The sequence below is a fragment of the Pseudomonas sp. WC1 genome (genome assembly GCF_050586565.1).
Taxonomy (GTDB): Bacteria; Pseudomonadota; Gammaproteobacteria; order Pseudomonadales; family Pseudomonadaceae; genus Aquipseudomonas.
In genome coordinates, this window is sequence record NZ_JBOBDQ010000016.1 from 51,192 (window position 1) to 64,965 (window position 13,774).

At 62.1% G+C, this 13,774-nt stretch carries 11 protein-coding genes; 7 read left to right on the forward strand and 4 right to left on the reverse strand.

All coding sequences use genetic code 11. The features are described from left to right. Positions 1–15 precede the first annotated feature (15 nt). From ACQ4OD_RS09960 to ACQ4OD_RS09980, 5 genes are all read left to right on the forward strand, one after another. On the forward strand, positions 16–1,011 hold the full coding sequence (locus ACQ4OD_RS09960) for an NAD-dependent epimerase/dehydratase family protein (protein ID WP_430944222.1): 996 nt from the start codon (positions 16–18) through the stop codon (positions 1,009–1,011). Between the two features lie 87 nt (positions 1,012–1,098). Then, on the forward strand, positions 1,099–1,923 hold the full coding sequence (locus ACQ4OD_RS09965) for an ATPase (RefSeq protein ID WP_139669376.1): 825 nt from the start codon (positions 1,099–1,101) through the stop codon (positions 1,921–1,923). A 445-nt stretch (positions 1,924–2,368) separates the two neighbouring features. Next, positions 2,369–4,471, forward strand: coding sequence for a hypothetical protein (locus ACQ4OD_RS09970; RefSeq protein WP_430944223.1), 2,103 nt, complete (start codon positions 2,369–2,371; stop codon positions 4,469–4,471). 66 nt (positions 4,472–4,537) lie between these two features. Further along, positions 4,538–6,679 (forward strand): hypothetical protein, encoded by a 2,142-nt coding sequence (locus ACQ4OD_RS09975; RefSeq protein WP_430944224.1) that lies wholly within the window; start codon positions 4,538–4,540, stop codon positions 6,677–6,679. 166 nt (positions 6,680–6,845) lie between these two features. Next, positions 6,846–9,017 (forward strand): autotransporter outer membrane beta-barrel domain-containing protein, encoded by a 2,172-nt coding sequence (locus ACQ4OD_RS09980; protein WP_430944225.1) that lies wholly within the window; start codon positions 6,846–6,848, stop codon positions 9,015–9,017. Between the two features lie 53 nt (positions 9,018–9,070). Here ACQ4OD_RS09980 and ACQ4OD_RS09985 read toward each other — a convergent pair whose 3' ends face one another. Next, positions 9,071–10,120 carry an alkene reductase gene (locus tag ACQ4OD_RS09985; RefSeq protein WP_198755677.1) on the reverse strand — a complete coding sequence of 350 codons (1,050 nt, stop codon included), beginning with the start codon at positions 10,118–10,120 and terminating at the stop codon, positions 9,071–9,073. A gap of 24 nt (positions 10,121–10,144) precedes the next feature. Then, a complete protein-coding gene (locus ACQ4OD_RS09990) occupies positions 10,145–10,447 on the reverse strand; it encodes an ArsR/SmtB family transcription factor (RefSeq protein ID WP_110697584.1) in 303 nt (100 codons plus the stop codon). 152 nt (positions 10,448–10,599) lie between these two features. Between ACQ4OD_RS09990 and ACQ4OD_RS09995 the strand changes: the two genes are divergently transcribed. Then, the gene (locus tag ACQ4OD_RS09995; protein WP_139669386.1) at positions 10,600–11,178 is read left to right on the forward strand and encodes an ACP phosphodiesterase; all 579 of its coding nucleotides are present in this window, start codon (positions 10,600–10,602) and stop codon (positions 11,176–11,178) included. 16 nt (positions 11,179–11,194) lie between these two features. On the opposite strand, the gene ACQ4OD_RS10000 is transcribed toward ACQ4OD_RS09995, so the two are convergent. Beyond that, complete coding sequence (locus ACQ4OD_RS10000) at positions 11,195–11,983, reverse strand: lysophospholipid acyltransferase family protein (RefSeq protein WP_430944226.1); 789 nt, start codon at positions 11,981–11,983, stop codon at positions 11,195–11,197. Next, positions 11,983–12,738: an L-ornithine N(alpha)-acyltransferase gene (gene olsB, locus ACQ4OD_RS10005; protein WP_430944227.1), complete on the reverse strand. Its 756-nt coding sequence runs from the start codon at positions 12,736–12,738 to the stop codon at positions 11,983–11,985. The genes ACQ4OD_RS10000 and olsB overlap by 1 nt, the downstream gene beginning before the upstream one ends. Positions 12,739–12,871: 133 nt before the next feature. On the opposite strand from olsB, the gene ACQ4OD_RS10010 reads away from it, so the two are divergent. After that, positions 12,872–13,759, forward strand: a complete 888-nt coding sequence (locus ACQ4OD_RS10010; protein WP_198755679.1) for an acyl-CoA dehydrogenase — start codon at positions 12,872–12,874, stop codon at positions 13,757–13,759. Positions 13,760–13,774: the final 15 nt, after the last annotated feature.

The following is a 13,774-nucleotide window of genomic DNA, read 5'->3' on the forward strand; positions in this document are numbered from 1 at the left end:
AAGGCGGAGTCTTACATGCGAATTCTGGTCACCGGCGCGAGCGGCTTCATCGGCGGGCGCTTTGCGCGCTTCGCCCTGGAGCAAGGCCTTGAGGTGCGGGTCAACGGCCGGCGGGCGGAGGGCGTTGAGCATCTGGTCAAACGCGGGGCGCAGTTCATCCCCGGCGACCTGGGTGATGCCGAACTGGCCCGGCGCCTGTGCCAGGGGATGGACGCGGTGGTGCATTGTGCGGGAGCGGTGGGCACCTGGGGACGCTACCAGGACTTCCACCAAGGCAATGTGGTGCTCACCGAGAACGTGGTCGAGGGCTGTATCAAGGAGCATGTACGGCGCCTGGTGCACCTGTCGTCGCCGTCGATCTACTTCACCGGCCGCTCGCGCCTGGACATCCGCGAAGACCAGGTCCCACGCCGCTTCCACGACCACTACGCGCAGACCAAGCACCTGGCCGAGCAGAAAGTGTTCGGCGCCCAGGAGTTCGGCCTGGAGGTGCTGGCGTTGCGGCCGCGCTTCGTCACCGGGGCCGGCGACGCGAGCATCTTCCCACGGCTGATGCGCATGCAGGCGAAGGGGCGTGTGGCGATCATCGGCAATGGCCTGAACAAGGTCGATTTCACCAGTGTGCACAACCTCAACGAGGCACTGCTCAGCGCACTGTTCGTCGAGGACCAGGCCTTGGGCCAGGCCTACAACATCAGCAACGGCCAGCCACTGCCGCTGTGGGATGTGGTCAACTACGTGATGCGCCGCATGCAGCTGCCCCAGGTCACCCGCTATCGCTCACCCGGCCTGGCCTACAGCCTGGCGGCGCTCAACGAAGGCGCCTGCCTGCTCTGGCCCGGACGCCCGCAGCCGACCCTGAGCCGCACCGCGGTGCAGGTGATGAGCACGGATTTCACCCTCGATATCAGCCGCGCCCGCCAGTATCTGGACTACCGGCCAGGCACCGATGTGTGGTCGGCGCTGGATGAATTCTGCAACTGGTGGCAGGCACAACCAGGGCAGCGCTGAACCTGTGGGTGGGATGATGGTCATCAGTGCGCCGCCCTGGCGGTTTATACTCATGCCTCTTTGCTACTACCGCGGTTGAATGCACCCATGCGTAACGACGCCCATGAAGATTTTGACGACGTGCCCTCCTTGCGTGCCGGCACTCCCGATGACGACGAACTGCTGCCCGCCCATGTCGCCCGCAGCCGCCAGAAGGCGGCACGGCCGCGCAGTAATGGCCCGCTGTGGACGTTGCTGGGCGCCGCTTTCATCGCCCTGGCCGGGCTTGGCTGGTGGAGCTTCCAGCAGCTCGCGCTGATGGAGCAGCAACTGGTCGCGACTCAGGAAAGCTTTGCCCGTATCAGTGAAGAGGCCGCCGGCCGCCTGCAGGTGATCAGCGGCAAGGTCGACGCCAGTGAATCCAGCAACAGTACGGGCAGCGAGGCATTGAAGTTGCAGATTCGCCAGTTGCAGGCTTCCCTGGCCGAGCAGGGCAAGCAGCAGCTGGGCGTTGCCGGCCAGGCGGGAGACCTGGGCAAGCGCCTTGAGCAGGTGCTGGCCGATACCCGTGAACAGCAGAAGGTGGTCACCGAACTGCAAAGCCAGTTGCAGGCGCAACTCAAGGCCGTCAATGCCGAGCTGGCTGCGCTCAAGTCGGGGCAGGTGGACGGCGGTAAGCTCGATGGCCAGCTAAAGAGCCTGAGCAACGACGTGGCGGCGCTGAAGAAACAGGGCAACCCGAGTGCCGCCATCGAGAGCCTGGAGCAAGATATGCTGGTGCTCAAGAGCCAGGTGGACAATCGTTCGGCGCCCACCGCCGGTGGCGCATCGGTGCAGGAATTCGATGCCTTCCGCGGGCAGGTAACGCGCAGTATCAGCACGCTGCAAAGCCAGATCCAGAACCTGCAGCAGCAGATCAACGCACGCCCGTGAGCCAGTGAGCGGTGTGCCGCCGGTGTCATTTCCTGATATGGCGGGGCCTTACAGCAGAGCGCCCAGCCTTCCGCACTGCGTTGCCGCAAAGGGCGCAGAGTTGCAAGCATCACCAGCGTGGGAGCGGGCTTGCGCCGCAGTGCGGCGCAAGCCCGCTCCCACACATTATCTGCGCTGCCCTGCACTGTATATGCAGCGGATCGGATAGCCCCTCTCAATAAGTGCCGCCTCTCAACTATAGACACGCGTAGCCTGCCACCTAGCATTTTTGCCAGGTGCCGAATGTTTCTAGGTTTGTTAAATCTATATGCAGCACGTCGACAGTACTGCAAGTAAAGATCGAGTGTGAACGTTTATGTGGTCGATTGGGAGGCCGTACTAGCCCGATGGCCAATTATAGAGGCGTGTTACTTTTTCTTGAAATGTATCGGTTCTGGAGATTTTCATGAATAAGCCTGTGTCCGCTCAAGATAGTGAACAACTTCGTCAATCATCAAAGGCACTGCCCAAACGCTCCACGGCTGTCTATCCACGCGGCACGCTCTTTGTGGATGCCTTAAATCCCTTGGAAGTTCCCAGCCTGATCTCGGAAGATCCCGATGCTAGCAGCGCACCCGGCGTAGTGCTGCCCGTAGCAGAGCAGAGCAAGCACCTGGCAACGGAAGTCCTTATCTGGGACAACGCCGAAGAGGGCCAGACTATCGCTCTTTTTTGGGATGGGAAGCAGTTAGAGGCGGTTGATGAGGAGGACCTCGCCTGGCACGAGGTACTTGAGGCGGAAGCCTTAGATCCTACATTCACGTTCAAGCTCTCAGTGCCCGTCAAGTACCTGGATGCCATTGCCCCAGGAACGGATAAAACGGTCATGCTGGGGTATTCACTCAGGCAAGTCGGCTCTGGTGACTGGACCAATAGCCCCGTTCGGCCCGTGCGGATCGACAAGATTACCCCGGGGGGCAGCGCGGGTACCCTGGCGAAGATAAAGTTCTCTGATGCAATCGAGACCAGGGGATATATTCTGAAATCGGACTTTGTTGGGGATAAGTTGGCGGCAACCGTTCAGGGATATATGGAACAACGGCCCTATGACACGATTGCCGTGACCATGTCGGACCGCGCCAATACCAGCCCGCCACAGTCAGCCAAGGTTGTTAGTAGTAGTGATGCGACGCTCGTGCAGTTGTCATTGGCGGCATTTGATACGTTAGCGGATGAAGTACCTATCACCTTTTCATATGTCGTGACTGATCGGGCCGGTCATACTTCAGCCGTTTCCGTGCCGCATAATAATCTGAAACTTTTGCTGAAGGATATCCCGGTCACGCTTGATAAATTGAAAGTGCCGAAGTTTGGCGATGAAGAAACACCGCCTCAGCTGTTGCTCGAAAAGGATGCCCGGGCAGGGGTCAGAGTTGTGATCCCGGCGATTACAGGCATTCACGCCAACGACAAGATTGTCGTGCTGTGGAACGGACAACCGTCTGACGACCACATAGTACCGTTTCCACCAGGTTCAGGTGATCTGATGGAGATCGAGTTGTTGTATGCGCTTACCAGTAATGGCCCGCAAAACGGTGCGGTCAACGTCGGCTATCAGCTGTGGCGCGCAGGCTCCAAGATCGCCGAGACGGCAACGCCGAACGTGGTCAATGTCGACCTGCGACTGCCTGGCGGGCCTGACCCTGATCCGGAGATTCCGGGGCACGGTAATCTGAAACAACCGACCATCACAGGTAATGCCAGCGGAAATGTCGATGACCTGACGCCGGAGGATGTCTTGCAGGGGGCGGTGTTGACCATCCCCTGGACCGACCAGAATGGTGACCCTCTGCTGGCGAAGGACGACGTGCTCCAATTTGTCTGGGGGGATGCGGTTGATGGCGATAACAACTTCATCAACGTCTTTGATCTTGATCCGGTGAGTGCTGCCGAAGCAGGCGCAGCGGCAGATGTTACCCGTAATATATTGCCGACATGGTTGGCGAGTCAACCGAGTGGCCAGGTACCCATGACCAACACTGTCACCCGGCTGTTCAACTCGGCTCCTGACAACAACCCTGCGTTCCCGCCCTTCAAAGCGGTCAAGGTCATTCGCCCCGGAGACCTGCCAGGCGGTGGTGCTGATCTTGATGTCCTTGAATTCACTCGCCTCAATTCCCAAGACTCGATCGATCGAACCCATGCCAAGAATGGCCTGCCGATTCGCATCAAACTGTTTAGCACAGCAAATCAGGGCGACACGATCCAGATCCATCTCAAGGCGGATGACGGGAGGGTGGGTGCCGAAGGCAATCCGATCCCAGGGGCTACAAAGGATCTCCCTATGCGAGAGCTCAGTGTCGATGATGTGAGGCTTGGGGAGATCACTGCCACGGTCGATGAGGAGTGGGCGTACAAGGTCTGCCTGGGTAGCGCGACGGTTGAATATACGGCGACCAACTCGATTGGGAGCAAACGATCCGGCCACAAGCGCGTCTTTGTATCGATCAGAAACGTAGGCGAAGACTCCTGCCCGTTCCCTGGGTTGCGTGCCAGCGCCCGGAAGTGACGCTGAAACGGCAATTGATTGTCGCCTCGACAAGCCAAGAAACCACGACCCGTGGAGGGTGAGCGCATGGCAGGATCTACTGAAGTCACCGGGACGCTCGCACTCCCGGATCTGGTTGTCGATTTGCGCGACGACGGTAAGGGAAACGCCGAACTCCTGCCTGTCGAACGGCAGGGCCAGGCCCTAACGGTGAAAGTGCCTTGGTGGCAGCACATCGGCGAAGGGGTCGTCATCGCCTTGATATGGGATGACGTTAACCTTGAGGGTGTAGCGGGGGCCTATCATGTTGTCACTGAGGAGGAAGCGAATCCTCCTGGCGAACCCGGCCCCGATTTCATGCTCGCTATCCCCCCCAGTTACTGGGACAGCGTCACCGAAGGCCAGGACGAGCGATTCCTGCTTGGCTACGGGGCCAAGCAGGTCGGCAGTGATGATTGGGAATTCGCCAAGAACTCTTTTTACGTGCGCATCGACAGGCAGGCACCAGGCGGCTCGGAAGGGGCTCTGGGCAAGGTGGTATTTCCTGCCGACGTTGAGGAGCGAGGGCACATCCTAGAGTCCGATTTCGTCGGTGGCAAGCTTACGATAAGTGTCAGTGGTTACGACGGTCGGCAGTTGGGTGATCAGATCACCCTCACCATCACCGACGGCGTCGTATCGGTGACCGAAGGCCCGTTCAAGGTCGAGAGCGAGACTGATCCCACCGAGGTCACGATATCGTTGACGAACTTGCAGGCCTTGTTCGACAGCATACCGATCCGCTTCACCTACCAAGTGCAAGACCTGGCAGGCAATGAGTCCGTGGTCTCGCTTGCCCATAATTCGCTGGCCCTGCGCCTGACCCAGACGCTACCTGCGCCTAGGGTTGAGGGCGTCAATGAACGCGATGAGCTCGACTTCAATGCGCTGGACGGTGCCCCTGTCAAGGTCATCGTCACACCTGAGCCCGCCTGGCTTGGCAAGACGCTGGAGTTGATCTGGGTTGGGTTGACTGCCAATGGTTCGTCACTGCCTCCGGTCTTCGACGGAATCGAAAAGCTGGAGGCAGACGATCTCGCGGAAGATCTGGCGTTCACGCTAGACAACAGCCACGCGGCGCAGGCGCTGCAGGGCAGCGCCACGGTGCTTTATCGTATCAGCGGCTCGCCCTGGCGCACCTCTGACACCTATACGGTCAAGATTGCCGGTGCATTTTCTCTTGAGAAGCCGGAGATCGTCGAGGCCGAGGGGAGATGGCTTGATCCCCAGGACGTGCCCAGAAAGGGTGCCACTGTGAAAATTCAACCCTACAAGCACATGGTGGCAGGTGATCATCTGTTGCTCGAGTGGAGGGGGACCAACAGCGCAGGCAAGCCAGACAACGGCCAATGGACGTTGGTGGTCGATGGTGTAGGCGCCGTCGAGCATGTGGTGTTCAAGGAGAGGGTCGAAGCATTACGGGGCGGCAGTCTGAAGCTGTTCTACACATTGGTCACTGCGGGCGGGGCGAGTTCCCGTTCACCGACAAACGGCTGGCGAGTGCCCAATGTATTGCGCCGACCGGAAGTCGAGAAGGCATCCGGTGAGGACAAGGACCAGTTGGATTTTCATAAGGACTTCCTCGATGCAACCCATGTGAAGGTCACCGTGGCCCGATACTCCAGTATGAACAATGACCAAGAGATTGCCGTTCGCTGGGTGGGTGAGGAGGAAGAGCGCGGTGTTTGGGCACGCGTCGCCTTCACCTATCAGTCACCCTGGAAGAGGGTCGTAACACCGGGCGATCTGGTTTTCGAAGTGCCCATTGGCGTGCTGATGGCCTTCATCGGCAAGACCGTGTCGGTCAGTTACCTGGTCAGGCCGGCTAAAGGTGGGGACGAAGAGTATTCCGATGTACTCGCTCTAAACGTGAGGCAGCAGGATCGCGACGATCTGCAGGCGCCGGACTACATGTCGTATGGCGGTGATACACCCAAGTTCTCCCTGCGTTATGACCGCATCAAGGACGGGGACCAAGTCGATCTTCATTGGCAGGCTGAAGGCGGTGAGCTCAGGCGGGCAACCGTCAAGGTCTACCAGGACGGTCGGTACTTCAAGGTCCTCGTCGACCCGTCTTGGGCCGAGGCCGACAGCAGAAAAACCGTACTTGCCAACTACTCCTTCCTCGTGGATGCAAGCAAGCCTGAAACCAGGCAGTTTTCACCCGTCTCGAGCTTCCAGCCTGATTAGGAAAATACGGCGCATTTCTCTCAAGTAAAGAAAAGTCCTACAGAAGTTTATTGGCTTCTTGCCGACACTGCGCGCTCCTTTCTGGCGGTGCCCAGGTCTTGCGACTGCCCACCGCTCGGTTAACGAGTTGAAACAGGAGAGCAATGTGAAATCGATGATTTCTGCCATGCCCTTGAGCGTTGCGGTGGGCCTGTTCAGTGCCATGGCCGGGACGGGGCTGGCCGAGGCGAAGGACCTCGATGGCCAGGATGAAACGGTCAGCACGCCCGTCTCGGACAATTACACCCTGAGAAATGGATCGAACCTGCTGATCACGGCCAGTGGTAGTACTAAGGGGATCACCGCGTTGAGCGGTTCGACGGTCACAGTGAACGGTGGGCAGGTAACGACATCCGGTGCGGGGGTGGGCATTGCAATGCGCGAAGGTACCCAGGCGTCACTTGACGGGGCGACGGTCACCGGCGGAACGTCCGGCTACGGGGTCAGTGCGAGCACTACCTCCACCATTGTCGCCAAGGGCAGCACGATCAGTGGCGGCAGCGGCGCGGCACTCAGCCAAGGTAGCGTGCTTGAGCTCATAGGCAGCTCATTGACTGGCACCCGACGAATGGGCGCCTACCTCAATGGCTCAACCCTGATCGCCTCTGGCGGTAGCGTCATCAGCGGTAAGACCAATGGCCTGAATGTAACCCAGGACCTGGCCGCCGACGGAGGTGGCGGCTCGCAGGTGAAGCTGGATGGTTCCAAGGTCATGAGTGAAACCGGAAGCGCCATATTGGTTCGGGCTGCCAGCGACGGGACCACCGGCACGGCAACCATCGAGGTAAGCAACGGCAGCGAGTTGGTAGGTGGCAACGGCACGATCCTTGAGGTCACCAGAGGCATGAGCACTGACTTCACGGCCGATAACAGTCAGTTGTCCGGCGACGTGGTGGTCGATGGCACCAGCAGCGCCAACCTGGTACTGCGCAACAATGCCTCGCTCAGGGGTAACCTGGTCAATGTCCAGAGCCTGGCCCTGGAGAGCGGTGGCCGCTGGATCCTGACCAAGGATGGCGAGGTTGGCGACCTGACGCTCGACAATGGCACGGTCGATTTCACCGACCGGGACACAATGACTGGCTTCAAGACCCTGACGGTAGACAACCTCAAGGGCTCGGGCATCTTCGTGATGGACATCGACCTGGCCAGCGGCACCGGCGACATGCTGAAAGTCACTGGTGCGGCAGAGGGCAATCATCAACTGAGCATTGCCAGCACCGGTGTCGATCCGGTGGAAGGGCAGGCGCCGCATCGCATCATCGAGACCGGTGGGGGCGACGCCACCTTCGGCCTGTTGCACGATATCGATTTCGGCACCTTCCTCTACACCTTGGAAAAAGGCGACGGCGAGGACAACTGGTACCTGAAGCAGAAGCCCGGCAACGTGCTGACTCCGAGCGCCCATGCGGTGCTGGGCATGTTCAGCGCCGCGCCGACCGTTTGGTATGGTGAACTGTCGTCGCTGCGCAGCCGCATGGGCGAACTGCGCCTGGGCCAGGGCCAGGGCTTGTGGATGCGCAGCTATGGCAACCGCTACAACCTGTCGGCGGGCAGCGCCGTGGCCTACCAGCAGGACCAGAACGGTGTGAGCTTCGGCGCCGACGGCGCCTTGCCTGGCTACGATGGCCGTTGGTTGCTCGGGGTGATGGGCGGTTACAGCGAGTCGAACCTGGATTACAGCCTCGGCTCTTCCGGCAAGATCAAAAGCTACTATGTCGGCGCCTACAGCACCTGGATGACCGACAGTGGTTACTACATCGACGCGGTGCTCAAGTACAACCGCTTGCGTAACCGCAACGATGTGGTGATGAGCGATGGCCGCAAGACCAAGGGCGAGTATCACAACGACGGCCTCGGGGCCTCGGTTGAGGTTGGCCGGCACTTCAAGCTGGATGATGGCTGGTATGTCGAACCGTTCACCCAGCTGTCCGCTTTGTGGGTCGATGGCGACAGCTACACCCTGGACAACGGCCTGCGGGCCGAGAGCGATGGCGCCAACTCGTTGCTCGGCAAGGTCGGTGCGCAGGTCGGGCGCAGCCTGGCGCTGGACAACGGCAGCGTCCTGCAACCGTACCTGAAGGTCGCGGCGGCCCACGAGTTCATCAACAGCAACAAGGTCAAGGTCAACGACAACCACTTCACCAACGACCTCTCCGGCACCCGTGGCGAGGTGGCCGTGGGCCTGGTGGCGCAGGTCTCGGAAGTGCTGCAGCTGCACGGCGAGTTCCAGTACAGCAATGGCGAGCATATCGAGCAGCCGTACGGGGTCAACCTGGGGTTGCGCTACAACTTCTGATCGCCCGCCGGCATCCACTTGCTGGAGCCCGATTCTACAGGCTCAGCATTCGCTTACATCCGCGGGTAGTCGATATACCCGACCGGGCCTTTGCCATAGAACGTCTCCGGATGCGGCGCATTGAGCGGTGCATCGGCGGCCAGGCGCGCTGGCAGGTCGGGGTTGGCGATGAACGGAATGCCGAAGGCCACGGCATCGGCTTTGCCGCTGGCCAGGGCAGCATTGGCGCCGGCCTTGTCAAAGCGCTCGTTGACGATGTAGGGGCCGCCGAACGCTGCCTTGATCAGCGGACCGATGCTGTCGTCAGCCTCTTTCTCCCGCGAGCAGATGAAGGCGATGCCGCGTTTTCCCAGCTCCCGGGCCACATAGGTGAATGTCTCGGCACGGTCGGCGTCGCCCATGTCATGGGCATCGGCCCGTGGTGCCAGGTGCACACCCACACGGCCCGGGCCCCATACCTCGATGGCGGCATCGGTCACTTCCAGCAGTAACCGCGCGCGGTTCTCCAGCGAGCCGCCATAACGGTCTGTGCGCTGGTTGGTGCTGCTCTGCAGGAACTGGTCGAGCAGGTAGCCGTTGGCGCCGTGGATCTCCACGCCGTCGAAGCCGGCGGCCTTGGCGTTCTCGGCGCCGCTGCGGTAGGCCTCGACGATGTCGGCGATCTCTTCGGTTTCCAGCGCGCGCGGGGTCGGGTAGTCACTGAGCGGGCGCACCAGGCTGACATGGCCCTTGGGCTGGATCGCGCTGGGGGCCACTGGCAGTTCGCCATTGAGGTAGGACGGGTGGGAGATGCGCCCGACGTGCCACAATTGCAGGAAGATGCGCCCACCTGCGCCATGGATGGCCTTGGTCACGTTGTGCCAGCCGCGCACCTGCCGGTCGCTCCAGATACCGGGGGTGTCGGGGTAGCCGACGCCCATCGGCGTGACCGAGGTCGCCTCGCTGAGGATCAGCCCGGCGCTGGCGCGTTGCACGTAGTACTCGGCCATCAGCGCATTGGGCACGCGGCCTTCGTCGGCGCGGCAACGGGTCAGTGGGGCCATGATGATGCGGTTGGGCAGCTCGAGGTCGCCCAGTGTGATCGGGTCGAACAACGTCGTCATGTGCAAAGCCTCGCTTGGATCAGGTCAGAGCTCTTGGCTCATGTGCTCGAGGAACGCCTTGATGGTCGCCTCGTTGCGTTTGAAGAAATGCCACTGGCCGATCTTCTGGCTGCTGATCAGGCCTGCGCGCTGCAAGGTGGCCAGGTGGGCGGACACGGTCGATTGCGACAGGCCGCAGCGTTGGTCGATCTGCCCGGCACACACACCGTGCTCGGTGCTGTGGTGCTGGTCGGGGAACTGCGCGGCCGGGTCTTTCAGCCAGTTGAGGATGTCGCGCCGAACCGGATGGGCCAGGGCTTTTATTATTTCGTCGAGATCGAGGGGCATGGTTGGGCTCGTGGCGTGTAGCGGTATATCGCGATGGATCGAAATATAAATCGCTGCATCGCGATATACAAATATGAAGTGATCCTAAGGTCGGTAGCATTAGCTATATCGTCTTGTGACGATATAGCTGACAGCGGTGCTAGACTGGCGCCATGAACTATCTCGCGCACCTTCATCTGGGCGGCCCCGCGCCGCAGCAACTGCTTGGCAGCCTGTATGGCGATTTCGTCAAGGGCGAGCTCGCGGGGCGCTTCCCGCCTGCGCTGGAGGCTTCGATTCGGCTGCACCGACACATCGACCGCTACACCGACAGCCACCCGCTGGTGCTGGCGGCGCTGGCGCGTTTCCCGCGCGAGCGGCGGCGGTTCGCCGGGATCGTCCTGGATGTGTTCTTCGACCACTGCCTGGCGCGGCATTGGGCGGCGTATGCCGAGCAGCCGCTGGCGCGGTTCACCGATGACTTCTACAAGGTATTGCTCGCCGAGCCGGAGTTGCCGGGCCGGTTGGCGCGCATTGCGCCGTTGATGGCGGCCGACGACTGGCTGGGAGCGTATGGCGATTTCGCTACCCTGGAGCAGGTGTTTGCCGGGATTGCCCGGCGCCTGTCGCGGCCTGAGGGGATGGCAGGGGTGATGGTGGAACTGGAGCGGTTGTACGAGCCGTTGTTGGCGGACTTTCGCGAGTTCTATCCGCAGTTGCAGGCATTTGCCCAGGCACAGCAATCGGCTTGAGTCCGCAATCGCGGATTCAGGCTGCCCGAGCCTGTCGCCTCGGTGCCACCTCGACATTCTCTACGCCGAACAGCGCAAGATGGACCGCCTGTTGCGCTTCGAAAGCCAGTACCGCGCGTTCCTTGCCCGCGCTGCCGATTGGCGGCAACAGGTGGATCAGCACTTGTCCGCGGTCCTGCGCGAACAGCCGCATCAAGTGGGAAACCAGGTCGTCCTCGCCAATGAACGGCGCGATCGGATCGGTCTGGCCCGCGCGCAGATACTGGATTGCCACAGGCTGTAGCGGCGTGACCTGGTCGATCGCCCCGGCCAGCAGGCGCCCATGGAAGGTGCGCAGGCTGCGACCGTCCGTGGTGGTGCCTTCGGGGAAGATCAACAGGGGGCGTTGTTTGCCCAGTTGCTCGCTGATCTGCTCGCGCAGACGTTGTGCATCGCCGCCGCCGCGACGAATGAACAGTGTCCCGGCCTTCTCGGCCAGCCAGCCGGCCAGCGGCCAGTGGCGTACCTCGGCCTTGGACAGGAACGACAGCGGGGTGAGCATGCCCAGCAGCGGGATGTCGGTCCACGACACATGGTTGCAGACCCACAGCATCGGTTGTTGCGGCAGCTTGCCCCTGACCTGCACGTCGAAGGGCAGGGCGGCGACCAGATACCTCATGAACAGCCGTGTCCAGCGTTGGCGCTGTTCTATCGGGGCGTTCAGCCCCAGACGCTCGCCCAGGGCGATGACGCAGGCCATGGCCAGCCCCAGGGTCAGCACCAGAAACAGCCGCAGCAGGCGGGCAGCGGCCCGCAGGCGCCGCATCAGACCGCCGCCTTGAAGTGACGGGCGTAGCGCGGGCAGAGGTCGTCGCGCTTGAGCAGGATGAACACGTCGGCAACCTGAAAATCCTCGTCCCAGCACGGCTCGCCGCAGATCTTCGCGCCCAGGCGCATGTAGGCCTTGAGCAGCGGGGGCATTTCGGCGATGACGTTGTTCGGCAGCGGCAGGCTGGGCAGCGGCTTCTTCGGTTCGGCACGCAGGTGCTCGGTGCACAGGTAGCGTTCACGCAGGCGCTGCATGATGGCGTGGGCCTGCACGCCGCCGTCCTGCATGGGGATGCTGGCACAGCCCATCAGGTAACTGTAGCGGCCCTCGTTGAGCACTTCGGCCAGTTCGCTCCAGAGCACGGCGATGGTGCCGCCGTTGCGGTAGGCCGGGTCGACGCAGGTGCGGCCCAGCTCGAGGATCGGCCCCTGCAGCTGCAACAGGCCGTGCAGGCTGAACTCCTCTTCGCTGTAGAAGCGGCCCAGGCTGCTGGCGGCCTGGTGGTCGAGCAGGCGGGTGGTGGCAACCAGCTGGCCGGTGGCCAGGTCGCGCACGCCGATGTGGCGGCAGTGGATGTCGTAGTCGTCCATGTCCAGCCCGTGTTCGGCGCCCTTGAGCTTGGCCTTGAATTCGGCGCTGAACACCTTGAAGCGCAGGGCCTGTGCTTCCTGCAGGGCCACGGCGCCGACCAGGCGCTCGGCTTGCAGACGGCGTTCAGTGCTGTTGTCGCCAGAGCGAGCGATCCGAGTCATTGCGAGTCTCCATAAGCCAGCCAAAGGGTTGCGGCCGGTCGGCTTTGTTGTGCAAAGTCAGCCTAGGTACGCCCGGTGTCACCCCCGTGAATCTTTGGTGATGCTTGCGTGACACCCCTCAAAGGAGCTTGCGATGGCCTGGTTGCAACGACTCAACGATCCCCTGCGCCACCCGCTGGCGGCGACCCTGGGCGAAACCTATGCGGCGGTGCTCGAGCGCCTGGGGGCGGTGGCGCCGTTCGAGCTGGCGGTATTGGGCGGGCGTGCCATGGCCACGCCCGGTCTGGCCTTCCTGCTCGGCTACCAGGCGGCACTGCGGGTGCTGTGGCCCAGCGCACCGGCCAGCTTGGGGGCGCTGTGTGCCACCGAGCGGCGCAGCGTGCGCCCGGCGGACATGCACACCCGCCTGGACGGCCTGCGCCTGACCGGCAGCAAGGACTTCGTCACCGCCGGGCTGGACGCTGAATGGCTGCTGGTGGCCGCGCGCCACGAAGGCGCGGATGAGGCGCCGCGCTTGCAACTGGCGGTGGTCTATCCGGGCGAGCCGGGGGTCAACCTTGAAGCCTTGCCGACCCTGCCGTTGATGCCCGAGGTCGGCCATGGCCGCCTGCAGCTCAAGGACGCCGCGTGCGAGTTGCTCGCCGGCGATGGCTGGGATGCCTACGTCAAGCCGTTCCGCTCCCTCGAAGACCTGTATGTGCTCGCCGCGCTGGTGGCTTGGCTGCATGGCGTTGCCCAGGAGTGCGCCTGGCCGCAGCCACTCCGTCTGAAACTGATCGGCCTGCTCGCCGGGTGCGCCGAGGGCAGTCGTCAATGCCCGGACAGCGTGGCCTGCCATTTGCTGCTGGGGGGCCTGTTTGCCCAGTTCCAGGGCTTGCGGGGCGAGATCGAGCAGGCGCTCGCCGCCGGGCCGGCGCACTGGACGCAGTTGTGGCAACGTGACCAGGGCGTGCTGGCGCTGGCCGGCGCCGCCCGTGACAAGCGCCTGGCCAAGGCCTGGGCTGCCGCTGGACTGTCATGAAAGCCTGAGACGCTC